Source organism: Pseudomonas sp. A6 (assembly GCF_052367875.1).
Taxonomy (GTDB): domain Bacteria; phylum Pseudomonadota; class Gammaproteobacteria; order Pseudomonadales; family Pseudomonadaceae; genus Pseudomonas; species Pseudomonas citronellolis.
Map to the genome: position 1 here is coordinate 5,524,626 of NZ_CP198970.1, position 22,704 is coordinate 5,547,329.

Sequence of the window (22,704 nt, forward strand, 5' to 3'; positions counted from 1 at the left end):
CAGGCCGGATACCGTACACTAGGCGCTTTTGCATATAGAAGACGGACCGCCCAAAGTCATGAGCCAAAGCGACCTTTCTGCTCACACCCCGATGATGCAACAGTACTGGAAGCTGAAGAGACAGCATCCGGAACAACTGCTGTTCTACCGCATGGGCGACTTCTACGAGCTGTTCTACGAGGACGCCAAGAAGGCCGCCAAGCTGCTCGACATCACCCTCACCACCCGCGGCCAGTCCGCCGGCACGCCGATTCCCATGGCCGGCATCCCCTTCCACGCCGTGGAGGGCTACCTGGCCAAGCTGGTCAAGCTGGGCGAGTCGGTGGCCATCTGCGAACAGATCGGCGACCCGGCCACCAGCAAGGGCCCGGTGGAACGCCAGGTGGTGCGTATCATCACCCCCGGCACGGTCAGCGACGAGGCGCTGCTCGACGAGCGCCGCGACAACCTGCTGGCCGCCTTGCTCGGCGACGAGCGGTTGTTCGGCCTAGCGGTGCTGGACATCACCAGCGGCCGCTTCAGCGTCCAGGAAATCCGCGGCTGGGAAACCCTGCTGGCCGAGCTGGAGCGCCTGAACCCCGCGGAACTGCTGATCCCCGACGACTGGCCCGCCGGCCTGCCGGCGGAGAAGCGTCGTGGCGTGCGGCGTCGCGCACCCTGGGACTTCGACCGCGACTCGGCGTTCAAGAGCCTCTGCCAACAGTTCGCCACCCAGGACCTGAAGGGCTTCGGCTGCCAGGACCTGACCCTGGCCATCGGCGCCGCCGGCTGCCTGCTGGCCTACGCCAAGGAAACCCAGCGCACCGCCCTGCCGCACCTGCGCAGCCTGCGCCACGAGCGCCTGGACGACACCGTCATCCTCGACGGCGCCAGCCGCCGCAACCTGGAGCTGGATACCAACCTCTCCGGCGGCCGCGACAACACCCTGCAGTCGGTGGTGGACCGTTGCCAGACCGCCATGGGCAGCCGCCTGCTGACGCGCTGGCTGAACCGCCCGCTGCGCGACCGCGCCGTGCTGGAAGCCCGCCAGGAATCCATCGCCTGCCTGCTGGAACGCTACCGCTTCGAGAACCTGCAGCCGCAGTTGAAGGAAATCGGTGACGTCGAGCGCATCCTCGCCCGCATCGGCCTGCGCAACGCCCGCCCGCGCGACCTGGCGCGCCTGCGCGACGCCCTGGCCGCCCTGCCGGAGCTGCAACGCGGCATGACCGAGTTGGAGGCCCCGCACCTGGGCGAACTGGCCGCGAGCATCCGCACCTACCCGGAACTGGCCGACCTGCTGGCCCGCGCGATCATCGACAACCCGCCGGCGGTGATCCGCGACGGCGGCGTCATCAAGCGCGGCTACGACGCCGAGTTGGACGAGCTGCAGACGCTCAGCGAGAACGCCGGCCAGTACCTGATGGACCTGGAGACCCGCGAGAAGGAACGCACCGGGCTGCCGGGCCTGAAGGTCGGCTACAACCGAATCCATGGCTACTACATCGAGCTGCCGCGCATGCAGGCCGAGCAGGCGCCGGCCGACTACCAGCGGCGCCAGACGCTGAAGGGCGCCGAACGCTTCATCACCCCGGAGCTGAAGGCCTTCGAGGACAAGGCGCTGTCCGCCCAGAGCCGCGCCCTGGCGCGCGAGAAGCAGCTCTACGAGGAGCTGGTGGAGCTGCTGATCGCCCAGTTGGCGCCGCTGCAGGACACCGCCGCCGCCCTGGCCGAGCTGGACGTGCTGGCCAACCTGGCCGAGCGCGCGCTGAACCTCGACCTGAACCGTCCGCGCTTCGTCGAGGAGTCGGGAATCCTCATCGAGCAGGGCCGCCACCCGGTGGTGGAGCAGGTGCTGGACACGCCCTTCGTGGCCAACGACCTGAAGCTCGACGAAGACACCCGCATGCTGGTGATTACCGGTCCGAACATGGGTGGTAAATCCACCTACATGCGGCAAACGGCGCTGATCGTGCTGTTGGCGCACATCGGCAGTTTCGTCCCGGCGGCGCGCTGCGAACTGTCGCTGGTGGACCGCATCTTCACCCGTATCGGTTCGTCCGACGACCTCGCCGGCGGCCGTTCCACCTTCATGGTGGAGATGAGCGAAACCGCCAACATCCTGCACAACGCCACCGACCGCAGCTTGGTGCTGATGGACGAAGTGGGCCGCGGCACCAGCACCTTCGACGGCCTGTCGCTGGCCTGGTCCGCCGCCGAGCACCTGGCGCACCTGCGCGCCTTCACCCTGTTCGCCACCCACTACTTCGAGCTGACCGTGCTGCCGGAGAGCGAACCGGTGGTGGCCAACGTGCACCTGAACGCCACCGAGCACAACGAGCGCATCGTCTTCCTGCACCACGTGCTGCCCGGCCCGGCGAGCCAGAGCTACGGCCTGGCGGTGGCGCAACTGGCCGGCGTGCCCGGCCCGGTGATCCTGCGCGCCCGCGAGCACCTGGCGCGCCTGGAGACCACCAGCCTGCCCCACGAAGCGCCGCGCCAGGAGGCGGGCCAGCCCGCCGCGCCGATGCAGAGCGACCTGTTCGCCAGCCTGCCGCACCCGCTGATCGACGAGCTTGCACGCATCAAACCCGATGACCTGACACCGCGCCAGGCGCTCGATTTGTTATATGCATGGAAGACGCGAATCTGACGGACAGCGGAACAAGCTGCTAGAATCGCGCGCGCTTAGCCGCCCGCCTGAGGAGAGAATTAGAAAATGACCTTCGTCGTCACCGACAACTGCATCAAGTGCAAATACACCGACTGCGTGGAAGTCTGCCCGGTGGACTGCTTCTACGAAGGCCCGAACTTCCTGGTGATTCACCCGGATGAGTGCATCGACTGCGCCCTGTGCGAACCGGAATGCCCGGCACAGGCGATCTTCTCCGAGGACGAGGTCCCGGAGAACATGCAGGAGTTCATCGAGCTGAACAAGGATCTGGCCGAGGTCTGGCCGAACATCACCGAGAAGAAGGACTCGTTGCCGGACGCGGAAGAGTGGGACGGCGTCGCCGACAAGCTCAAGCACCTGGAGCGCTGATCGCTTCCTCCAAGCTCCAAGGCCCGCCTCGCGCGGGCCTTGTGCCATCTGTGACGGCACTTTTTCGCGGGCAAAAAAAAGGGGCGGGATGGCCCGCCCTTTTTTCCCTACCCCATCATCCTGATGAGTCGCATCCCGCGACGTCCTGACCGGCATCCTTGTCGGCCTGCGTCATTCCCTGTACGCAGGAGTGATATTAGCTTTCCGTACAAAAGCGGCAAGCGGCTGCGGGTCGCACCCCGGTAGGGCCAGGATTAGCGCAGTCGAAAATAAAGCCTTTTAAATTCAATTGGTTATTTATAAAGACTGAAGAAAAGGGCCCCTTGCCGGCAAGCCGAATCGTCAAAGACTCACAGCACGTGTAAGCGATGGCTTACAAAACCAAACTCAAAAACTGCTGTCTCGCCTGGCTCGAGCGGATGAAGTTGTTCGGGATGCGTATCCGTTTGGGGCGCCCGTGAAGTCCGGGACAAGGTGTTTTTCGTAGGATGGGTTGAGCTTGCGATACCCATCGCTGGTCCGGGGCCGGTCTTGCCGGTGGAGTCGCGGACGGAGTCCTAGCATGCCGGTGGGCATGGATTCTCGTAGGAGCGAGCTTGCTCGCGAACGGAGCTTCCCGGCGGTGTAGGTGCTGGGTTCAAGAGCACCCTCTCCCCAGCCCTCTCCCTGAAGGGAGAGGGGGCTGTCCTGAGCGAAGGGAGAATCCTGAGTCATCCTGAGACGCCTAACCCCACCCCGTCATTCCCGCGGACGCGGGAACCCAGTGACGGCCAGGGTTCGCGAGCAAGCTCGCTCCTACGAAAAGCAAAAGCGCGTTTGCTCTTGGACTTCCAGAGAAATAGCCGAACGCACCGAAACACCCCTTCAGAAGGCCGAGCGAAACCCGCGCTCAGGAGGTCATGCGACATGGATGTCGCGAGAGCCCCGCGGGCTACAGGGACGTACCCTCGGGGCGGGCCTCCGTGGCGGGGGAATTCGTGAGGGTAGCCCGGCTTTATCGGGCCCGTATGTTGGGGCAAGCCTTTTTGGTTCCTTTTGTGGCGTTTGACAAAAGGGACTCGCCCGAGGGGGCGAAACAAGAAGGTCGGGCAAACTCAGAGCGGCGCAGAAACACCCAAGCCAAGGCAGCTGGGTTCCCGCGTTCGCGGGAATGACGGGTTAGAGATCGGAGCGCGGGGCCAAGAGCCGCAAGCGAAGCCATAGCCCCACCCCATATGAAAAATGCCGTTTCTCCCAGACAGAGAAACGGCATTCCTTCTTACCCGTAGGAGCGCGCCCTGCGCGCGAATCGCGGGCAGGGCCCGCTCCTACAAATGGGGCGCAGGCGAAAAAAAGCCCGGAGCACTCCGGGCTTTTTCACTGCGGGTGGTGCCTTACTGGAACAACGCGTCGCTCGACAGGCCGTTCTTCTCCAGGATTTCCCGCAGACGCTTGAGCGCCTCGACCTGGATCTGCCGCACCCGCTCGCGGGTCAGGCCGATTTCCTGGCCGACCTCTTCCAGAGTGCTGCTTTCGTGGCCACGCAGGCCGAAGCGGCGAATCACCACCTCGCGCTGCTTGTCGGTCAGCTCGGACAGCCACTGGTCGATGCTCTGGCTCAGGTCGTCATCCTGCAGCAGTTCGCAGGGGTCGGTGGGACGATCGTCGGTCAGGGTGTCGAGCAGCGTCTTGTCCGAATCCGGGCCGAGGGACACGTCCACCGAAGTCACCCGCTCGTTGAGGCCGAGCATGCGCTTGACCTCGTCGACCGGCTTCTCCAGCAGGTTGGCGATTTCCTCGGGGGATGGCTCGTGATCCAGCTTGTGCGTCAGCTCGCGGGCCGCGCGCAGGTAGACGTTGAGTTCCTTGACCACATGGATCGGCAGGCGGATGGTGCGGGTCTGGTTCATGATGGCCCGTTCGATGGTCTGGCGAATCCACCACGTCGCGTAGGTGGAGAAGCGGAAACCCCGTTCCGGATCGAACTTCTCCACCGCCCGGATCAACCCCAGGTTGCCCTCCTCGATCAGGTCGAGCAGGGACAGGCCGCGGTTGACATAGCGCCGGGCGATCTTCACCACCAGGCGCAGGTTGCTTTCGATCATGCGCCGACGCCCAGCAGGATCGCCCCTTTGCGCGAGCCGCGCGAAGTGGACCTCCTCCTCGGGAGTCAGCAGTGGGGAAAAACCGATTTCGTTGAGGTAGAGCTGGGTGGCATCCAGCGCCCGGCTGTAATCGATGTGCTTGTGCTGCTTCGATGACAGCGAGCTGGCCTTGCCGGTGACCTGAAGTGAGACCTGCTCTTCGGCAAGTGACTCGTCGAATGTGATGGCGGGCTCCAGCAACAGCAGCTCGTCATCCACGTCAAACTCCGGCCCTTCTTTTTTGAGTGCCATGTCGTTATCCCTTGCTGAGTTCGACAACAAGCCCGGACGAATCCATATCCTTGGGACGTCCAAGCCCGCTCACCCACGCGGGATGCGGCGGTCGATCAACGAGGAGGCAGGTATTGCAAGGGGTCCACGGGTTTGCCCTGACGGCGAATCTCGAAGTGCAGCTTCACCCGGTCCGTGCCCGTGGAGCCCATCTCGGCAATGCTCTGCCCGACTTTGACCTGTTGCCCTTCCCGAACGAGCAGCCTGCGGTTGTGGCCGTAGGCACTCACGTAGGTATCGCTGTGCTTGATGATCACGAGTTCGCCGTAGCCCCGCAAACCACTACCGGCGTACACAACCGTGCCATTCGACGCAGCCAGGACAGGCTGGCCCAATTGCCCGGCTATATCAATCCCTTTATTCAAACTCCCGTTTGATGCAAAGCGGCCTATCAAAGTGCCACTGGTCGGCCACATCCAGCCCTCCACGCCCTTGCCGGAAGCCTGCGAAGGGGCAGTGCTGGCGGGGGGTGTCGAATTGCTGACGGTAGCCGCGGGAGCGGGCTTGGCCGGTGCCGGAGAACCGGCGGCAGGCTTGCCGACCACTACCGGGGCGACGGACGGCGTGGTTTTGGCGACGACGGGCTGTGCCGAGGTGCTGGAGCCGGCGCCGCCGAAACGAATGGCCTGCCCCGGGCGGATGGTGTAGGGCGGCGGGATGTTGTTGTGCGCGGCCAGGGCCTTCCAGTCCCAGCCGTAGCGGAAGGCGATCGAATACAGGGTGTCGCCGCGGCGCACCACGTACTGCCCGCTGGTGGTCGCCGGCGTGCGCTCGGCCTGGTTGCGGTCGACCACCTTGACCTTGCCCCCGGAGGAGGATGCGCAGGCCGCGAGCAGGGAACAAAATGCTGCCGCCAGCAGCATGCGCACGCCGCTCCGAATCCAGATCCATTGTTTCTGGGCCGCGATAGGGCTCACCCCTTCCCCCTTATCCATCGAATATGTGCCCGGCATCTCGCCGTTATGCTCCCCCTGGCCGCGCGACGGCGCTCCCGCCGCCGCTCAGCCCAGGGGGCCGTTGAGCAGGGGAACGAAGCGCACCGAATCCAGCACGCGCCGGTCGAATCCGTCGCCGGTGCGCTCGATCAGCATCAGTTGCTGCACTTCGCCGCTGCCCACCGGGATCACCAGGCGCCCGCCCGGCGCCAGCTGGTCGAGCAGCGCCTGCGGGACCTCGGCGGCTGCCGCGGTGACGATGATACCGTTGTACGGTGCCAGCGCCGACCAGCCTTCCCAGCCATCCCCCCAGCGAAAGACAACATTTCTCAGGTTTAGCTCCGCAAGACGCTCCTTGGCGCGGTCCTGCAGGGCCTGAATCCGCTCGACGGAGAACACCCGCTCGACCAGTTGCGCCAGCACCGCGGTCTGGTAGCCGGAGCCGGTGCCGATCTCCAGCACCTTGTCCAGGGGGCCGGCGGCCAGCAGCAGCTCGGTCATCCGCGCCACCATGAAGGGTTGCGAGATGGTCTGATTGTGGCCGATGGGCAGCGCGGTGTCCTCGTAGGCGCGGTGCGACAGCGCCTCGTCGACGAACAGGTGGCGCGGCGTGCGGCGGATCACCTCGAGCACCCGGGCGTTGGACAGGCCTTCCTCGTACAGGCGCTGGATCAGCCGTTCGCGGGTGCGCTGGGAGGTCATGCCGATGCCGCGGCGACTCAGTTCATCGGCCATGGTCCAGCCCTCCGATCCAGTCCTGCAGTCCATTGAACGCCTCGCGGAAGGTTCGGTCCAGTTGCAGTGGCGTGACCGAGACGTAGCCCTGCATCACCGCATGGAAATCAGTGCCCTCGCCGCCGTCCTCGACATCACCGGCCGCCGCGATCCAGTAGCCTTCGCGCCCGCGCGGGTTGACCACCTTGACCGGCGCCGCGGCGCGCTTGCGGTGGCCCAGGCGGGTCAGTTGGACGCCACGGATGCGTTCCAGCGGCAGGTTCGGGATGTTGACGTTGAGCACGGTGCGCGGCGGCAGTTCGAGCTGCTCGTGCGCCAGTACCAGCAGGCGCGCGAAGTGCATGGCGCTGTAGAGGTTGTCCGGCTGGCGCGAGAGCAGCGAGAAGGCGAACGCCGGCCGCTCCAGGAAGCGGCCCTCGATGGCGGCGGCCACGGTGCCGGAATAGAGCACGTCATCGCCCAGGTTGGCGCCCAGGTTGATACCCGAGACGACCATGTCCGGCAAGGTGTCCAGCAGGCCGTTGAGGCCCAGGTGCACGCAGTCGGTCGGCGTACCATCGACGCCGATGAATCCATTGCTCAGGCGCTGCGCGTGCAGCGGCCGATCCAGGGTCAGCGAGCTGCTGGCGCCGCTGCGGTCCTGTTCGGGAGCGACCACCACGCATTCGGCATGTTCGCTCAGCGCGTCGTAAAGCGCGGCGATACCGGGTGCGTTCACCCCGTCGTCGTTGGCAATCAGTATGCGCATGGGTTTTCCGTCTGCCCTGCCGGTACCAGCTCGACCAGCTCGCGCACGACGACGGTGGCGAAGCAGCCTGCCGGCAGGACGAATTCCAGTTGCAGAATGTCAGGGGCCGGATAATGCCATGCCAGGGCCTGGATGGGGAGGCGCAGGATGCGCCGTTCGTGCGCCAGGTCAGCATTGCCCAGCCACTGGCAAAGCGCCACTTCCGCGGCGCCTACGGCATTTTCCAGCTCGCCGCTGGCGCCGCCGGCCGGCGAGGCGCCCTTGCCCCAGAGCGGCCCGGTGGGGTGCAGGTCGAGTTCGGCCAGGCGCGGGTCGGCGCATTCCGCCTCGCCCGCCGGGAAGAAACTGCGGCTGTCGGTGAAGGCCAGCAGGTCGCCGACCTGGGCACAGTTCCAGCTACCGTCCGTCACCCGCCGCGCCAGCACCTGGTTGAACAGGTAGCTGCGCCCGGCGGAGAGCAGGCGCGAACGCAGGTTGCGCTGCTCCGGCAGGATGCCGCGCTCGGCACAGCTGCGGGCGTCCACGACGTTGCCGCCGTCGAAGCCGAAGCGCTGGCTGCCGAAATAGTTGGGCACGCCCTCGGCGGCGATACGTCGCAGCCGCTCGTCGAGCGCCTGGTGTTCGCCTTGCAGTTGCGTCAGGCGCAGGGTGAAACCGTTGGCCGCGTGGGCGCCACGCTGCAGCTTGCGCTGGTGGCGGGTGCGCTTGAGGATGCGCAGGCTGTCGTCCTCGGCCACTGCCAGGTCGGGGTCGGCCTTGCCCGGCAGGTGCAGGCTGAACCACTGGCGCGTCAGGGCCTGGCGATCCTTGAGTCCGGCATAGCTGATCAGCCGTTGCGACACCCCGGCCGCGCGGGCCAGGCGGCGCGCGGCCTCCTCGGTGTTCAGCCCGCGCTTCTCCACCCACAGCCAGAGGTGTTCGCCTTCGCCGGACAGCGGGATGTCCAGCACCTCGTCGACCTGGAAGTCCTCGGCCACCGCCTTGAGCACCGCCTGCCCGCAGGGTTCGCCATGGGCGCGCGGGCCCAGCAGTTCCAGCTCGGTCATGGACGGACCAGCAGGGCGACGGCGTGCACCGCGATGCCTTCCTCGCGCCCGGTGAAGCCGAGCTTCTCGGTGGTGGTGGCCTTGACGTTGACCTGTTCGAGGTCGACCTGCAGGTCCTCGGCGATGCTGCCGCGCATGGCCTCGATGTGCGGCGCCATCTTCGGCGCCTGGGCGATGATGGTGGCGTCGACGTTGCCGATCACGTAGCCCTTCTCGTGGACCAGGGCCACCACGTGGCGCAGCAGCGCGCGGCTGTCGGCGCCCTTGAAGCGCGGGTCGGTGTCGGGGAAGTGCTTGCCGATGTCCCCCAGGGCGCAGGCGCCGAGCAGCGCGTCGCTCAGCGCGTGCAGCAGCACGTCGCCGTCGGAGTGGGCGATGAGCCCGAACTTGTGGGGGATGCGCACGCCGCCGAGGGTGATGAAGTCGCCCTCGCCGAAGCGGTGTACGTCGTAGCCATGGCCGATACGCATAGAAAAACGCCCTGAGTCAGTCAGGGCGTCGATTCTACCGGAAAGCCGCGACGCCTTCAGGACAGCGCCCGCGCATGGTGGCGCAGGTGGTCGTCGATGAAGCTGGCGATGAAGTAGTAGCTGTGGTCGTAGCCCGGGTGCAGGCGCAGTTCCAGCGGGTGCCCCGCCGCTTCCGCCGCCTGGCGCAGGGCCTCGGGCTTGAGCTGGGTGGCGAGGAAGTCGTCGCGCTCGCCCTGGTCGACCAGGATCGGCAGCCGCTCGCTCGCGCCGGCCAGCAACTCGCAGGCATCCCACTCGGCCCAGGCGCTGCGGTCCTCGCCCAGGTAGCGGCCGAAGGCCTTCTGGCCCCAGGAGCAGTCGCTGGGATGAGCGATGGGCGCGAAGGCCGACAGCGACTGGTAGCGTCCCGGGTTGCGCAGCGCGCAGACCAGCGCGCCGTGGCCGCCCATGGAGTGCCCGGCGATGCCACGGCGGCTGGAGACCGGGAAGTTGTCCTCGATCAGCGCCGGCAGCTCGTGCACCACGTAGTCGTGCATACGGTAGTTGCGCGCCCAGGGTTCCTGGGTGGCGTTGAGGTAGAAGCCGGCGCCCAGGCCGAAGTCCCAGGCGCCTTGCGGGTCGCCCGGCACGTCCGGGCCCCGCGGGCTGGTGTCCGGCGCCACTATCACCAGGCCCAGTTCGGCGGCCAGGCGCTGGGCGCCGGCCTTCTGCATGAAGTTCTCGTCGGTGCAGGTCAGCCCCGACAGCCAGTAGAGCACCGGCAGGCCGGCCTCGGGCTCGGCCTGGGGCGGCAGGTAGATAGCGAACACCATGTCGCAGCCGAGCGCCTGGGAGCGGTGGCGGTAGCGCTGGTGCCAGCCCTCGAAGCTCTTGGTGCTGGAGACGATTTCCATAAAAAGCTCCGTGTAAAGACGAGGAAAGCGCTGGAGGCTGGACGAAAAAGCGCTGCGTATAGCCTTCAGCCTCCAGCGCTCCCGCCGGCTTTTCAGTAATGGATGACCAAGTGGATGCTCTTGCCTTCGTGCATCAGGTCGAAGGCCTCGCCGATTTCCATAAAAAGCTCCGTGTAAAGACGAGGAAAGCGCTGGAGGCTGGACGAAAAAGCGCTACGTATAGCCTTCAGCCTCCAGCGCTCTCGTCGGCTTTTCAGTAATGGATGACCGAGCGGATGCTCTTGCCTTCGTGCATCAGGTCGAAGGCCTCGTTGATCTTGTCCAGGCCCATGGTGTGGGTGATGAAGGTGTCCAGCGGGATTTCGCCCTTCTGCGCCTTCTCCACGTAGCTGGGCAGCTCGGTGCGGCCGCGCACGCCGCCGAACGCCGAACCGCGCCAGACGCGACCGGTGACCAGCTGGAACGGCCGGGTGCTGATTTCCTGGCCGGCACCGGCGACGCCGATGATGGTCGACTCGCCCCAGCCCTTGTGGCAGCACTCCAGCGCTGCGCGCATCAGCTGCACGTTGCCGACGCACTCGAAGGAGTAGTCCACGCCGCCGTCGGTCATCTCGACGATGACGTCCTGGATCGGCTTCTGGTGGTCCTTCGGGTTGACGAAGTCGGTGGCGCCCAGTTCCTTGGCGATGTCGAACTTGGCCGGGTTGATGTCGACGGCGATGATCCGCGAGGCCTTGGCCATCTTGGCGCCGATGATGGCCGCAAGGCCGATGCCGCCCAGGCCGAAGATAGCCACGGTGGCGCCCTCTTCCACCTTGGCGGTGTTGAGCACGGCGCCGATGCCGGTGGTGACGCCGCAGCCGAGCAGGCAGACCTTCTCCAGCGGGGCGTCCTTGGGAATCTTGGCCAGGGAGATTTCCGGCAGCACGGTGTATTCGGAGAAGGTCGAGCAGCCCATGTAGTGGTAGATCGGCTGGCCGTTGTAGGAGAAGCGGCTGGTGCCATCGGGCATCAGGCCCTTGCCCTGGGTGGCGCGCACGGCCTGGCAGAGATTGGTCTTGCCGGATTTGCAGAACTTGCACTCGCGGCATTCGGCGGTATACAGCGGGATCACGTGGTCGCCGACCTGCAGTGAGGTCACGCCCTCGCCCACCGCTTCGACGATGCCGCCACCCTCGTGGCCGAGGATGCACGGGAAGACGCCTTCGGAATCCTCGCCGGACAGGGTGTAGGCGTCGGTGTGGCAGACCCCGGTGGCGACGATGCGTACCAGCACCTCGCCCTTCTTCGGCGGCGCCACGTCCACCTCGACCACCTGCAGCGGCTGGTTGGGGGCGAAGGCGACGGCGGCACGGGACTTGATCATCTCGGAACTCCTGGCGGGTTGATGCATGGGCCTCCGCCTTCGGGGCGGAAGCGGCCGGCGATGGATGCCGGCGGAAACCGGGCGGCCCGGCGAAAAACGCAGGGCACAGCCTTGGAAGTGTAGAAAAGTGCCTGGAAAGAAATAATCAGGCAATAATCAAAACTTTATTGCCATACAGGGACAATCCAGATGAATCGCTGGGAAGGCCTCGACGAATTCGTCGCGGTGGCGGAAACCGGGCAGTTCACCGCCGCCGCCGAACGCCTGGGCGTCTCCTCCTCCCACGTCAGCCGGCAGATCGCCCGCCTGGAGGAACGCCTGCAGACCCGCCTGCTCTACCGCAGCACCCGGCGCGTGTCGCTGAGCGAAGCCGGGCAGACCTTCCTGCAGCACTGCCAGCGCCTGCAGGACGCCCGCGACGAGGCGCTGCGCGCGGTCAGCGACCTCTCCGCCGAGCCCAAGGGCCTGCTGCGCATGACCTGCGCCGTGGCCTACGGCGAGCGCTTCGTGGTGCCGCTGGTGAACGCCTTCATGGCCGACTACCCGCAGTTGCGGGTGGAGATGGAGCTGTCCAACCGCCAGCTCGACCTGCTCCACGAGGGTTTCGACCTGGCCATCCGCCTCGGCCGCCTGAGCGACTCGCGCCTGGTGGCCACGCGCCTGGCGCCGCGAGTGATGTACCTGTGCGCCACGCCCGGCTATCTGGAGCGCCACGGCGCGCCGCGCTCGCCGGCGGAACTGGCGCAGCACAACTGCCTGGTGGGCAGCAGCGACATCTGGACCTTCCTGGAAGACAGCCGCGAGACGCAACACCGCGTGCAGGGCAACTGGCGCTGCAACAGCGGCCAGGCAGTGCTCGACGCCGCGCTGCACGGCTTCGGCCTGTGCCAGTTGCCGGACTACTACGTGCTGGAGCACCTGCGCAGCGGGCGGCTGGTTTCCCTGCTGGAAGAACACCAGCCACCAAACACCGCAGTCTGGGCGCTGTACCCGCAGCAGCGGCACCTGTCGCCGAAGGTGCGGCAACTGGTGGATTTCCTCAAGGAAGGCCTGCAGCGGACGCATCCGGGGTTGTCCTGAAACAGGGTGGTTTCTGGCGATTCGGTTAGAATTACCAGTTTACCACGCTACCCTGCCAAGGATGCCGTCATGTCCGCCCTCTCCGCCTTCCGCGAGCGCTACCTGCTGCGCTTCTGGTCACCGCTGCCGACCCTGGTCGCGCTCGGTGTCGCCTCCGCCTACTACTTCGCCCTGACCGGGACCTTCTGGGCCGTCACCGGGGAGTTCACCCGCTGGGGCGGCCACGTGCTGTCCTGGTTCGGCGTGCCGGTGCAGGACTGGAGCTACTTCAAGATCATCGGCCTGCAGGGCACCCCGCTGGACCGCATCGATGGGGTGATGATCATCGGCATGTTCCTCGGCGCGCTGTGCTGCGCGCTCTGGGCCGGCAACGTCAGCCTGCGCTGGCCGACCAGCCGGCGGCGCCTGCTGCAGGGCCTGGTGGGCGGTATCATCGCCGGCTTCGGCGCGCGCCTGGCCATGGGCTGCAACCTGGCGGCGTTCTTCACCGGCATCCCGATGTTCTCGGTGCACGCCTGGGCCTTCATGCTCTCCACCGTGATCGGCGCCTGGTTCGGCGTGAAGCTGAGCCTGCTGCCGTTCCTGCGCACGCCGCTGAAGGTCACCGGCAAGGCCGCCAGCCTGCCCGACGCGGCGAGCCTAGCCCGCCGCGCGAAGGTGCAGTGGCGCCTGGGCCTGGCGGTGCTGGCCGTGGCCGCGCTGTTCGCCGCCTGGCGCTTCGAGGTGTCGCTGGTACTGGGCCTGGCCACCCTGTTCGGCCTGCTGTTCGGCGGCCTGATCGAGCGCGCGCAGATCTGCTTCACCAGCGCCGCCCGCGACCTCTGGACCACCGGCCGGACCAAGGCCGCCTTCGGCATCCTGCTGGGCATGGCCGCGGCCTGCGTCGGCACCTTCGCGGCGATCCACCTGGGCGTGGCGCCGAAGACCTTCTGGATGGGCCCCAACGCGGTGATCGGCGGCGTGCTGTTCGGCATCGGCATCGTCCTCGCCGGCGGCTGCGAGACCGGCTGGATGTACCGCTCGATGGAAGGCCAGGTGCATTTCTGGGTGGTCGGCGTCGGCAACGTCATCGGCGGCACCCTGGTGGCGGTGTACTGGGACGCGCTGGGCAGCGCCCTGGCCCTGCCCTATCCCAAGCTCAACCTGCTGCAGATGTTCGGCCCCGGCGGCGGCCTGCTGCTGACCTTCGCCGGCCTTGCGCTGTGCATGCTGCTGGTACAACTGAACGCCAACCGCTTCACCCGTTCGAGGAAAACCGCCAATGAGCGCGAACAAGACGCCGACGCTGTCGCTTGACCTGCGTGGCGAGCACTGCCCGTACAACGCCATCGCCACCCTGGAAACCCTGGAGACACTGAAGCCGGGCGACCTGCTGGAAGTGGTCACCGACTGCTCGCAGTCGGTGCACGGCATCCCCGAGGACACCAAGCGCCACGGTTATAACTGCCTGGCGGTGGAGCAGCATGGGGCGCTGTTCCGCTTTCTCATCGAGGTGCCGTTGTTGGGGTGAGCCTTGGCGATCCCCATGCGGGCGTGGTTTCTCGTAGGAGCGAGCTTGCTCGCGAACGGACTCCGCTGCGGGGCTCATTCGCGAGCAAGCTCGCTCCTACGAAAAGCACCCACACCGCTCCTACATTGTTTATTGGGTTCCCGCGTTCGCGGGAACCCAATAAACAATTGCTCCTACGCACAACCCCACCTTGTAGGAGCGCGCCCTGCGCGCGAAATCGCGGACAAGGCCCGCCTAGGCCGAATCGCCACGGCCGGTATTGCGGCCGTGGCGGTGCAGGAAATCGTGGATGTGCCCGGGGAAGCGCGAACCGACCCAGGCGAACACCAGGTACTTGAGCAGTTTGCCGGTGAAGATCGCCAGCAGCACGCCGGGATAGTGCAGCGGCACGTTGGACAGCACCACCAACGCCGGCGTCTGCGGCAGCGGCGAGATGGACACCAGGAACAGCGCCAGCAGGCCGTAACGGCGGGTCCAGTCCATCACCTGCGCCCAGCTCGGGTCCTGCAGCAATTGCGGGAAGTGGGCGTACAGGCTGGCCCAGCCCATGTGGTGCAGGACGATCACCAGCAGCAGCGCCCCCAGCGCGCTGCCCAGGGCGGCGCTCAGTGCTATGCCGCCCCAGCGCCGTGGCGCCACCAGGACCGCCGGCACCACCACGGAGGTGATCGGGTAGGCGGCGGTGCAGGTACCCAGCAGCGCCAGGCCCAGGCACAGCCAGGGCATGCGCCAGCCGTCGCCGGCCCAGCGCAGGATGCGGTGCAAGTCGCCTTCGAGCCTGGGCAGGAACCTCGCAAGGCGCTTCATGGTTTCAGCGTTTTCCGAAAGCCCGTTGCAGCCGCTGCAGGTCTTCCGGGGTGGTGACCTTGATGTTGTCGGCGCGGCCTTCGACCATCTTCGGCGCGTTGCCGGCCCACTCCATCGCAGAGGCCTCGTCGGTGATCGCCGCACCCGCCACCAGGGCATCGGCCAGGGCTCGGTGCAGGGCGCCCAAGTGGAACATCTGCGGCGTGTAGGCCTGCCAGACCACGCTGCGGTCGACGGTTTCCAGCACCCGGCCATCGGCGCCGACGCGCTTGAGCGTGTCCCGCGCCGGCACGCCGAGCAGGCCACCCACCGGGTCGTTGTCCAGTTCGCCGAGCAGCCGGTCGAGGTCGCCGCGGCTCAGGTTCGGCCGCGCCGCGTCGTGCACCAGCACCCAGTCGTCGCTGGCGGCGCCCTGTTCGTTGAGCAGCAGCAGGCCGTTGAGTACGGAATCCGCGCGCTCGCGGCCGCCTTCGGCACGCAGGATGCGCGGGTCGCCGGCACAGGGCAGGTTCGGCCACCAGGGATCGTCAGGCGCCAGGCAGACCACCAGGCCCTTGAGCATGGGGTGGCCGAGGAAGCAGTCGAGGGTGTGTTCGAGAATGCTGCGGCCGGCGAGGTCGAGGTATTGCTTGGGGCGGTCTGCGCGCATCCGCGAACCGATGCCCGCGGCGGGGATCACGGCCCAGAAGGCCGGCAGGGAGATGTCGCGGAATTTCATTGCGCCAGCTGGTAGAGGGTTTCCTTGTCCTTGACCATGCCGAGTTCGTGGCGGGCACGCTCCTCGACCGTCTCGGTGCCTTTCTTCAGTTCCGCCACCTCGGCCTCGAGGATGCGGTTGCGCTCGAGCAGACGCTGGTTCTCGCCCTGCTGGTCGGCGATCTGCTTCTCCAGCTCGCGCACTTGCGCCAGGCTGCCGTCCCCTACCCACAGGCGATACTGCAGGCCGGCGAGGCCCAGGAGCAGGACGAGGAACAGCCAGTAGGGGCTGCGCAGCTTACTCAGACGCAATTGTGGACTCCATGTGCGAAGGGGTGGCTCGCGCCACCCCTTCACCGTACCAGACTAGCCTCAGCCGCGGAATTCCGCGCGGCCACGGTACGGCGCCTTGGCGCCCAGCTGCTCTTCGATGCGCAGCAGCTGGTTGTACTTGGACACGCGGTCGGAGCGGCACAGCGAACCGGTCTTGATCTGGCCGGCGGCGGTGCCTACGGCCAGGTCGGCGATGGTGCTGTCCTCGGTTTCGCCGCTGCGGTGCGAGATCACCGCGGTGTAGCCGGCGGCCTTGGCCATCTGGATGGCTTCGAGGGTCTCGGTCAGCGAGCCGATCTGGTTGAACTTGATCAGGATGGAGTTGCCGATGCCCTTCTCGATGCCTTCCTTGAGGATCTTGGTGTTGGTCACGAACAGGTCGTCGCCGACCAGTTGCACCTTGCCGCCGATCTTGTCGGTGAGGACTTTCCAGCCGGCCCAGTCGGACTCGTCCATGCCGTCTTCGATGGAGATGATCGGGAAGCGCTCGGCCAGGCCGGCAAGGTAGTCGGCGAAGCCGGCGGCGTCGAACACCTTGCCTTCGCCTTCGAGGTCGTACTTGCCATCCTTGAAGAATTCGCTGGAGGCGCAGTCCAGGGCCAGGGTCACGTCGTCACCCAGCTTGTAGCCGGCGTTGGCCACGGCTTCGGCGATGGCGGCCAGGGCGTCTTCGTTGGAAGCCAGGTTCGGTGCGAAACCGCCTTCGTCGCCCACCGAGGTGCTCAGGCCACGGGCCTTCAGCACGGCCTTGAGGTGGTGGAAGATCTCGGCGCCCATGCGCAGCGCGTCGGCGAAGGTCTTGGCGCCTACCGGCTGGACCATGAACTCCTGGATATCGACGTTGTTGTCGGCATGCTCGCCGCCGTTGATGATGTTCATCATCGGCACCGGCATGGAGTACACGCCCGGGGTGCCGTTCAGATCGGCGATGTGCGCGTACAGCGGCACGCCCTTGGCCTGTGCGGCGGCCTTGGCGGCGGCCAGGGACACGGCCAGGATGGCGTTGGCGCCCAGCTTGGCCTTGTTGTCGGTGCCGTCGAGTTCGATCATCGCCTGGTCCAGCGCCCTCTGCTCGACCGGGTCCTTGCCCAGCAGCAGGTCGCGGATCGGGCCGTTGATGTTGGCCACGGCCTTCAGCACGCCCTTGCCCAGGTAACGGCTCTTGTCGCCATCGCGCAGTTCGAGTGCCTCGCGGGAACCGGTGGAAGCACCGGACGGGGCGCAGGCGCTGCCGACGATGCCGTTGTCCAGGATCACGTCCGCTTCAACGGTCGGGTTGCCGCGGGAGTCCAGGACCTCACGGCCCTTGATGTCGACGATCTTTGCCATTCTTGATAACACTCCGAAGATAGATAAACGGGGCGGCTGGTGAGACTTAGGCGGTCTCGATGGTGGGGAAACTCTTCACCAGGTCGTCCAGCTGCTTGAGCTGGGACAGGAAAGGCTCGAGCTTGTTCAAGCGCAGGGCGCACGGGCCGTCGCACTTGGCGTGCTCGGGGTCCGGGTGGGCCTCGAGGAACAGGCCGGCCAGGCCCTGGCTCATGCCGGCCTTGGCCAGGTCGGTGACCTGGGCGCGGCGGCCGCCGGCGGAATCGGCGCGGCCGCCCGGCATCTGCAGGGCGTGGGTCACGTCGAAGAACACCGGGTACTGGAACTGCTTCATGATGCCGAAGCCGAGCATGTCCACCACCAGGTTGTTGTAACCGAAGGAGGAGCCACGCTCGCAGAGGATCAACTGGTCGTTACCGGCTTCCTCGCACTTGGTCAGGATGTGTTTCATCTCCTGGGGCGCGAGGAACTGGGCCTTCTTGATGTTGATCACCGCGCCGGTCCTGGCCATGGCCACGACCAGGTCGGTCTGCCGGGAGAGGAACGCCGGCAGTTGGATGATGTCGCAGACCTCGGCCACCGGGGCGGCCTGGAAGGGCTCGTGGACGTCGGTGATGACCGGCACCTTGAAGGTCTTCTTGATCTCTTCGAAGATCTTCAGCCCCTCTTCCAGCCCCGGACCGCGGTACGAGTTGATGGACGAGCGGTTGGCCTTGTCGAAGCTGGCCTTGAACACGTAGGGGATGCCGAGCTTCTCGGTGACCCGCACGTATTCCTCGCAGACCTGCATGGCCAGGTCGCGCGACTCCAGCACGTTCATGCCGCCGAACAGCACGAAGGGCAGCTCGTTGCCGATCTGGATGTCGCCGACGCGGATGATCTTCTGGCTCATGTTCAGGCCTTCCCGGCTTGCTTCAGGGCGGCGTTGACGAAGCCGCTGAACAGCGGGTGGCCATCACGCGGAGTGGAGGTGAACTCCGGGTGGAACTGGCAGGCGACGAACCACGGATGGTCCGGGGACTCGACCACTTCCACCAGGGCGCCGTCGCCGGAGCGGCCGGAAATCTTCAGGCCGGCTTCCTGCAGTTGCGGCAGCAGGTTGTTGTTCACTTCGTAGCGGTGGCGGTGACGCTCGACGATCACGTCCTTGCCGTAGCAGTCGTGCACCAGGGTGCCGGCTTCGAGCTGGCATTCCTGGGCGCCCAGGCGCATGGTGCCGCCCAGGTCGGAGGCCTCGGTGCGCACTTCGGTGGCGCCGGTAGCATCTTCCCACTCGGTGATCAGGCCGACCACCGGATGGCCGCTGGACTTGTCGAACTCGGTGGAGTTGGCGTCCTTCCAGCCCAGCACGTTTCGGGCGTATTCGATGACCGCCACCTGCATGCCCAGGCAGATGCCCAGGTAGGGGACCTTGTTCTCGCGGGCGTACTGCACGGCGGTGATCTTGCCTTCCACGCCGCGCAGGCCGAAGCCGCCCGGGACCAGGATGGCGTCGGCGCCGTCGAGCAGGCCGGTGCCCTGCTGCTCGATGTCCTCGGAGTCGATGTAGCGCAGGTTGACCTTGGTGCGGCTCTGGATGCCGGCGTGGGTCATGGCTTCGATCAGCGACTTGTAGGCGTCGAGCAGTTCCATGTACTTGCCGACCATGGCGATGGTGACTTCGCGCTCGGGGTTGAGCTTGGCGTCGACCACGCGGTCCCACTCGGACAGGTCGGCCGGGCCGCACTCCAGGCCGAAGCGCTCGACGACGATGTCGTCCAGGCCCTGGGCGTGCAGCACCGACGGGATGCGGTAGATGGTGTCGACGTCTTCCAGGGAGATGACCGCGCGCTCTTCGACGTTGGTGAAGAGGGCGATCTTGCGGCGCGAGGAGACGTCCACCGGATGGTCGGAGCGGCAGACCAGCACGTCCGGCTGCAGGCCGATGGAGCGCAGCTCCTTGACCGAGTGCTGGGTCGGCTTGGTCTTGGTCTCGCCGGCGGTGGCGATGTACGGGACCAGGGTCAGGTGCATCAGCATGGCGCGGCGCGAGCCGATTTCCACGCGCAGCTGGCGGATCGCCTCGAGGAACGGCTGCGACTCGATGTCGCCGACGGTGCCGCCGACTTCCACCAGGGCCACGTCGGCATCGCCGGCGCCCTTGATGATGCGACGCTTGATCTCGTCGGTGATGTGCGGGATCACCTGCACGGTGGCGCCCAGGTAGTCGCCGCGGCGCTCCTTGCGCAGCACGTCCATGTAGACGCGGCCGGTGGTGAAGTTGTTGTTCTGGGTCATGGTGGTGCGCACGAAGCGCTCGTAATGGCCCAGGTCGAGGTCGGTTTCCGCGCCATCATGGGTGACGAACACCTCACCGTGCTGGAACGGGCTCATGGTGCCCGGATCGACGTTGATGTAGGGGTCCAGCTTGAGCATCGTGATCTTCAAGCCACGCGCTTCCAGAATGGCAGCCAAGGAAGCCGAGGCGATGCCTTTCCCCAATGAAGAAACAACACCACCCGTGACGAAGATGTAGCGCGTCATGAAAAGCCCTGAATGTCAGCGTTTAGGCGGCTGGGCCGCCGGGGAAGCGAATGAATGGGCCGCGGCCCAAACCGCGGCGCATGCCGCGCTCAATAGCGAACTCCCGCCGATTCCGTGGGAATCGACGGGAGCGGTACAAGACGGGAGCGTAGTCTACCGGAAAGGCCCTTTCAGCTCAAACCCGGGTCATTCGTCGGGGCTGTCCAGCGCAGGCGCCAGCCCGTCTCGCCGGCCTGGCGCAGCGCCGGCAGGTTGGCCACGCCGAGCAGTTGCCCGCCGCGCCAGAGCAGCGGCAGCCGCGGCCGGACGAAGGCCGGCACGGCGCTTTCGTTGAGCAGCCGCTTGAGGTCGCGACGGCCGCGCTGGGCCAGTTCCAGCTGCTCGCCGCCGCGCCGGCAGGTCACCCGCAGCGGCCCGACGGGCGGTGCACCTTCCAGGTGCAGAAGGCCATTGCCGGGCAGCGCCAGGGGCTGCGACGGGTCGTCCCAGGGCAGCTCGCACGCCGGCGCCTGCAGCCAGGCGCCCGACAGCCACCAGAGCCGCCCGCTGCTGCGCTGCAGCTCGCCGCCGCCCAGGCGCCAGACCGGCGCGGCATCCCCGGCGGCATCGCGCAGGGCCTGCCAGCCGGCCCAGTGGGCACTGTCCGGCATCGGCGTGAAGGGCGCCAGCCAGTGGCGCAGGGCGTTGCGCTGGCGGCTTTCGCCAAGCGCCAGCAGCGGCGCCAGGGCCAGCGAGGGGACGGTCAGCCAGTCGAAGTCGTTGCCGGGCCGTGCCGCCGCCAGGTCCTGCTGCGCCAGTTCGGCCAGCAGCGCCTCGGCCTCGGCCAGGTGCGCGGCGCTGCGGGTGATGTTATCCACAGCCCGCGGCCAGCGCTCGGCGAGCAGCGGCAGCACGCGCTGGCGCAGGTAGTTGCGGGCGAAAGAGGTGTCGGTGTTGGACGGGTCTTCGATCCAGCGCAGGCCATGCTCGCGGGCGTAGGCTTCGAGTTCAGCGCGGGAGACGTCCAGCAGCGGCCGCAGCAGCATGCCGGCTCCCAGCGGCCGGGCCGCGGGAATGCCGGCCAGGCCACGCACGCCGGCGCCACGCAGCAGGCGGAACAGCAGGGTCTCGGCCTGGTCGTCGCGGTGCTGGGCGGCCAGCAGGCAGTCGCCCGTTTTCAGGTGTTTCGCAAAAGCCTCGTAGCGCGCGCGACGCGCGGCCTGCTCCACGCTCGCGCCCGCCGGCACCGTCACCCGTTCGACCAACAGAGGGACACCCAGCTCGCGGCAGAACACCTCGCAGTGCGCCGGCCAAGCATCGGCCGCGGCCTGCAGGCCGTGGTGGACGTGGATGGCGGACAGAGGCGGCAGGGATTCGGTCCTGGCCAGTTGCGCCAGCAGGTGCAGCAGCACGGTGGAGTCCAGCCCGCCGGAGAAGCCTACCCGCCATGCCGGGGCCTGGCGCCAGGGGGCCAGGGTGGTGAGCAGGCGGGATGCTAGGGGCATGGGGGCGGCTACAGGTGAAGAGCGTGAGGGAGACAGGCTTTTCGTAGGAGCGAGCTTGCTCGCGAACGGTGCTTACCGGCAACACCTGTGTTTGGGATTGACTCCGCTCCCTCTCCCCAGCCCTCGGCTGCGCGCCCCGCCCTGAAGGGAGAGGGGGCTAGTCCGTGCCGAGAAAGGATTTGGTGTTAGCCGGGTACTCGGTACAAGCCGGCTAACGCCGAAACATCAGCGTACTCCGAACGGTCCCCTCTCCCTTCAGGGAGAGGGTTAGGGAGAGGGCGCTCTCAGGCCTGGCGCCGAAGCCTTGGCAGAACCGGACCGGCCGCCCTCAGGCGATCCCGTAGCTCATCAGCCGCTCATAGCGACGCGCCAGCAGCTCCTGGGTGCTCAGGCCCTTGAGCATGCCCAACTGCGACTTCAGCGCGTTGCGGATGCTTTCCGCTGCAGCGGCCGGGTCGCGGTGGGCGCTGCCCAGCGGTTCGGGGATCACGGTGTCGACGATGCCCAGGTCCTTCAGGCGCGCCGCGGTGATGCCCATGGCTTCGGCGGCTTCCGGGGCCTTTTCGGCGGTGCGCCAGAGGATCGAGGCGCAGCCTTCCGGGGAGATCACCGCGTAGGTGGAGTACTGCAGCATGTTCAGGTTGTCGCAGACGCCGATGGCCAGGGCGCCGCCGGAGCCGCCCTCGCCGATGACGGTGGCGATGATCGGCGTCTTCAGGCGCGCCATCACGCGCAGGTTCCAGGCGATGGCCTCGCTCTGGCCGCGCTCTTCGGCGTCGATGCCCGGGTAGGCGCCGGGGGTGTCGATGAAGGTCAGGATCGGCATCTTGAAGCGTTCGGCCATTTCCATCAGGCGGCAGGCCTTGCGGTAGCCTTCCGGACGCGGCATGCCGAAGTTGCGGCGCACCTTCTCGCGCACTTCGCGGCCCTTCTGGTGGCCGATGATCATCACCGGCTGATCGTCCAGGCGGGCGACGCCGCCGACGATGGCGGCGTCGTCGGCGAAGTGGCGGTCGCCGTGCAGTTCTTCGAATTCGCTGAAGATGTGCTCGATGTAGTCCAGGGTGTAGGGCCGGCGCGGGTGGCGCGCGAGCTGGGCGATCTGCCAGCTGCTCAGGTTGCCGAAGATGTTCTCGGTCAGCGCGCGGCTCTTGTCTTCCAGGCGGGCGATTTCATCGCTGATGTTGATGGAGTTGTCGTTGCCGACCAGACGCAGCTCTTCGATCTTGGCTTGCATGTCGGCGATCGGCTGTTCGAAATCGAGGAAGTTCGGGTTCATGGGCTATCCGTCGTGCTGAATGGCGGCAGGGCCT

The 22,704-nt window shown here is 66.8% G+C and carries 21 protein-coding genes; 5 read left to right on the forward strand and 16 right to left on the reverse strand.

The genetic code is table 11. The features are described 5' to 3' along the window. Positions 1 to 58: 58 nt before the first annotated feature. Positions 59 to 2,632, forward strand: a complete 2,574-nt coding sequence (gene mutS, locus ACTWJ5_RS24265; RefSeq protein WP_253408222.1) for a DNA mismatch repair protein MutS — start codon at positions 59 to 61, stop codon at positions 2,630 to 2,632. A 66-nt stretch (positions 2,633 to 2,698) separates the two neighbouring features. Continuing rightward, positions 2,699 to 3,022, forward strand: a complete 324-nt coding sequence (gene fdxA, locus ACTWJ5_RS24270; RefSeq protein ID WP_074985513.1) for a ferredoxin FdxA — start codon at positions 2,699 to 2,701, stop codon at positions 3,020 to 3,022. Positions 3,023 to 4,395: 1,373 nt separating this feature from the next. Here the strand turns inward: fdxA and rpoS are convergent. From rpoS to ACTWJ5_RS24310, 8 genes are all read right to left on the reverse strand, one after another. Further along, positions 4,396 to 5,397: an RNA polymerase sigma factor RpoS gene (gene rpoS / locus ACTWJ5_RS24275; protein WP_009616703.1), complete on the reverse strand. Its 1,002-nt coding sequence runs from the start codon at positions 5,395 to 5,397 to the stop codon at positions 4,396 to 4,398. 95 nt (positions 5,398 to 5,492) lie between these two features. Beyond that, entirely contained in the window at positions 5,493 to 6,371 is an 879-nt protein-coding gene (locus ACTWJ5_RS24280; protein WP_052267869.1) for a peptidoglycan DD-metalloendopeptidase family protein, read from the reverse strand. Between the two features lie 66 nt (positions 6,372 to 6,437). Next, positions 6,438 to 7,073, reverse strand: a complete 636-nt coding sequence (locus ACTWJ5_RS24285) for a protein-L-isoaspartate(D-aspartate) O-methyltransferase (protein ID WP_099049128.1) — start codon at positions 7,071 to 7,073, stop codon at positions 6,438 to 6,440. 22 nt (positions 7,074 to 7,095) lie between these two features. Then, complete coding sequence (gene surE / locus ACTWJ5_RS24290; protein WP_116423040.1) at positions 7,096 to 7,854, reverse strand: 5'/3'-nucleotidase SurE; 759 nt, start codon at positions 7,852 to 7,854, stop codon at positions 7,096 to 7,098. Continuing rightward, entirely contained in the window at positions 7,842 to 8,900 is a 1,059-nt protein-coding gene (gene truD, locus ACTWJ5_RS24295; RefSeq protein ID WP_444436713.1) for a tRNA pseudouridine(13) synthase TruD, read from the reverse strand. The genes surE and truD overlap by 13 nt, the downstream gene beginning before the upstream one ends. Beyond that, positions 8,897 to 9,370 carry a 2-C-methyl-D-erythritol 2,4-cyclodiphosphate synthase gene (ispF, locus tag ACTWJ5_RS24300; protein ID WP_064584064.1) on the reverse strand — a complete coding sequence of 158 codons (474 nt, stop codon included), beginning with the start codon at positions 9,368 to 9,370 and terminating at the stop codon, positions 8,897 to 8,899. The genes truD and ispF overlap by 4 nt, the downstream gene beginning before the upstream one ends. 56 nt (positions 9,371 to 9,426) lie before the next feature. After that, positions 9,427 to 10,263 carry an S-formylglutathione hydrolase gene (gene fghA / locus ACTWJ5_RS24305; protein WP_444436714.1) on the reverse strand — a complete coding sequence of 279 codons (837 nt, stop codon included), beginning with the start codon at positions 10,261 to 10,263 and terminating at the stop codon, positions 9,427 to 9,429. Positions 10,264 to 10,516: 253 nt separating this feature from the next. Next, on the reverse strand, positions 10,517 to 11,629 hold the full coding sequence (locus tag ACTWJ5_RS24310; protein ID WP_058490920.1) for an S-(hydroxymethyl)glutathione dehydrogenase/class III alcohol dehydrogenase: 1,113 nt from the start codon (positions 11,627 to 11,629) through the stop codon (positions 10,517 to 10,519). Positions 11,630 to 11,818: 189 nt separating this feature from the next. Here ACTWJ5_RS24310 and ACTWJ5_RS24315 point away from each other — a divergent pair, with 189 nt between their 5' ends. The 3 genes from ACTWJ5_RS24315 to yedF all read left to right on the forward strand — a co-directional run bounded on the left by ACTWJ5_RS24315 (position 11,819) and on the right by yedF (position 14,219). After that, a complete protein-coding gene (locus ACTWJ5_RS24315; RefSeq protein WP_444436715.1) occupies positions 11,819 to 12,709 on the forward strand; it encodes a LysR substrate-binding domain-containing protein in 891 nt (296 codons plus the stop codon). A 69-nt stretch (positions 12,710 to 12,778) separates the two neighbouring features. Continuing rightward, the gene (gene yedE, locus ACTWJ5_RS24320; RefSeq protein WP_009616685.1) at positions 12,779 to 14,005 is read left to right on the forward strand and encodes a selenium metabolism membrane protein YedE/FdhT; all 1,227 of its coding nucleotides are present in this window, start codon (positions 12,779 to 12,781) and stop codon (positions 14,003 to 14,005) included. After that, positions 13,971 to 14,219: a sulfurtransferase-like selenium metabolism protein YedF gene (yedF, locus tag ACTWJ5_RS24325; protein WP_009616683.1), complete on the forward strand. Its 249-nt coding sequence runs from the start codon at positions 13,971 to 13,973 to the stop codon at positions 14,217 to 14,219. The genes yedE and yedF overlap by 35 nt, the downstream gene beginning before the upstream one ends. A gap of 234 nt (positions 14,220 to 14,453) precedes the next feature. Here yedF and ACTWJ5_RS24330 read toward each other — a convergent pair whose 3' ends face one another. The 8 genes from ACTWJ5_RS24330 to accA all read right to left on the reverse strand — a co-directional run bounded on the left by ACTWJ5_RS24330 (position 14,454) and on the right by accA (position 22,670). Next, complete coding sequence (locus tag ACTWJ5_RS24330) at positions 14,454 to 15,026, reverse strand: hypothetical protein (protein WP_147310714.1); 573 nt, start codon at positions 15,024 to 15,026, stop codon at positions 14,454 to 14,456. Positions 15,027 to 15,030: 4 nt separating this feature from the next. After that, positions 15,031 to 15,744, reverse strand: coding sequence for a 2-C-methyl-D-erythritol 4-phosphate cytidylyltransferase (gene ispD, locus ACTWJ5_RS24335; protein WP_253389756.1), 714 nt, complete (start codon positions 15,742 to 15,744; stop codon positions 15,031 to 15,033). Beyond that, a complete protein-coding gene (gene ftsB / locus ACTWJ5_RS24340; RefSeq protein ID WP_024128518.1) occupies positions 15,741 to 16,019 on the reverse strand; it encodes a cell division protein FtsB in 279 nt (92 codons plus the stop codon). The genes ispD and ftsB overlap by 4 nt, the downstream gene beginning before the upstream one ends. Positions 16,020 to 16,094: 75 nt before the next feature. Beyond that, complete coding sequence (gene eno, locus ACTWJ5_RS24345) at positions 16,095 to 17,384, reverse strand: phosphopyruvate hydratase (RefSeq protein ID WP_009616677.1); 1,290 nt, start codon at positions 17,382 to 17,384, stop codon at positions 16,095 to 16,097. Between the two features lie 46 nt (positions 17,385 to 17,430). After that, on the reverse strand, positions 17,431 to 18,276 hold the full coding sequence (gene kdsA, locus ACTWJ5_RS24350) for a 3-deoxy-8-phosphooctulonate synthase (protein WP_043271168.1): 846 nt from the start codon (positions 18,274 to 18,276) through the stop codon (positions 17,431 to 17,433). Positions 18,277 to 18,278: 2 nt separating this feature from the next. After that, positions 18,279 to 19,907, reverse strand: a complete 1,629-nt coding sequence (locus tag ACTWJ5_RS24355; protein ID WP_253389757.1) for a CTP synthase — start codon at positions 19,905 to 19,907, stop codon at positions 18,279 to 18,281. Between the two features lie 170 nt (positions 19,908 to 20,077). Next, positions 20,078 to 21,391: a tRNA lysidine(34) synthetase TilS gene (gene tilS / locus ACTWJ5_RS24360; protein WP_444436716.1), complete on the reverse strand. Its 1,314-nt coding sequence runs from the start codon at positions 21,389 to 21,391 to the stop codon at positions 20,078 to 20,080. A 328-nt stretch (positions 21,392 to 21,719) separates the two neighbouring features. Further along, complete coding sequence (gene accA, locus ACTWJ5_RS24365) at positions 21,720 to 22,670, reverse strand: acetyl-CoA carboxylase carboxyl transferase subunit alpha (RefSeq protein ID WP_074985531.1); 951 nt, start codon at positions 22,668 to 22,670, stop codon at positions 21,720 to 21,722. Between the last annotated feature and the right edge of the window lie 34 nt (positions 22,671 to 22,704).

What these genes read in the sequence shown, in the direction of transcription:
- yedE (WP_009616685.1), top strand. Translation starts at nt 12,779, where the DNA reads ATGTCCGCCCTCTCCGCCTTCCGCGAGCGCTACCTGCTGCGCTTCTGG.
- mutS (WP_253408222.1), top strand. Translation starts at nt 59, where the DNA reads ATGAGCCAAAGCGACCTTTCTGCTCACACCCCGATGATGCAACAGTAC.
- ispD (WP_253389756.1), bottom strand. Translation starts at nt 15,744, where the DNA reads ATGAAATTCCGCGACATCTCCCTGCCGGCCTTCTGGGCCGTGATCCCC.
- fghA (WP_444436714.1), bottom strand. Translation starts at nt 10,263, where the DNA reads ATGGAAATCGTCTCCAGCACCAAGAGCTTCGAGGGCTGGCACCAGCGC.
- ACTWJ5_RS24285 (WP_099049128.1), bottom strand. Translation starts at nt 7,073, where the DNA reads ATGACCTCCCAGCGCACCCGCGAACGGCTGATCCAGCGCCTGTACGAG.
- ispF (WP_064584064.1), bottom strand. Translation starts at nt 9,370, where the DNA reads ATGCGTATCGGCCATGGCTACGACGTACACCGCTTCGGCGAGGGCGAC.
- surE (WP_116423040.1), bottom strand. Translation starts at nt 7,854, where the DNA reads ATGCGCATACTGATTGCCAACGACGACGGGGTGAACGCACCCGGTATC.
- ACTWJ5_RS24310 (WP_058490920.1), bottom strand. Translation starts at nt 11,629, where the DNA reads ATGATCAAGTCCCGTGCCGCCGTCGCCTTCGCCCCCAACCAGCCGCTG.
- fdxA (WP_074985513.1), top strand. Translation starts at nt 2,699, where the DNA reads ATGACCTTCGTCGTCACCGACAACTGCATCAAGTGCAAATACACCGAC.
- ACTWJ5_RS24330 (WP_147310714.1), bottom strand. Translation starts at nt 15,026, where the DNA reads ATGAAGCGCCTTGCGAGGTTCCTGCCCAGGCTCGAAGGCGACTTGCAC.
- eno (WP_009616677.1), bottom strand. Translation starts at nt 17,384, where the DNA reads ATGGCAAAGATCGTCGACATCAAGGGCCGTGAGGTCCTGGACTCCCGC.
- tilS (WP_444436716.1), bottom strand. Translation starts at nt 21,391, where the DNA reads ATGCCCCTAGCATCCCGCCTGCTCACCACCCTGGCCCCCTGGCGCCAG.
- ACTWJ5_RS24315 (WP_444436715.1), top strand. Translation starts at nt 11,819, where the DNA reads ATGAATCGCTGGGAAGGCCTCGACGAATTCGTCGCGGTGGCGGAAACC.
- ACTWJ5_RS24280 (WP_052267869.1), bottom strand. Translation starts at nt 6,371, where the DNA reads ATGGATAAGGGGGAAGGGGTGAGCCCTATCGCGGCCCAGAAACAATGG.
- truD (WP_444436713.1), bottom strand. Translation starts at nt 8,900, where the DNA reads ATGACCGAGCTGGAACTGCTGGGCCCGCGCGCCCATGGCGAACCCTGC.
- accA (WP_074985531.1), bottom strand. Translation starts at nt 22,670, where the DNA reads ATGAACCCGAACTTCCTCGATTTCGAACAGCCGATCGCCGACATGCAA.
- yedF (WP_009616683.1), top strand. Translation starts at nt 13,971, where the DNA reads ATGAGCGCGAACAAGACGCCGACGCTGTCGCTTGACCTGCGTGGCGAG.
- kdsA (WP_043271168.1), bottom strand. Translation starts at nt 18,276, where the DNA reads ATGAGCCAGAAGATCATCCGCGTCGGCGACATCCAGATCGGCAACGAG.
- rpoS (WP_009616703.1), bottom strand. Translation starts at nt 5,397, where the DNA reads ATGGCACTCAAAAAAGAAGGGCCGGAGTTTGACGTGGATGACGAGCTG.
- ACTWJ5_RS24355 (WP_253389757.1), bottom strand. Translation starts at nt 19,907, where the DNA reads ATGACGCGCTACATCTTCGTCACGGGTGGTGTTGTTTCTTCATTGGGG.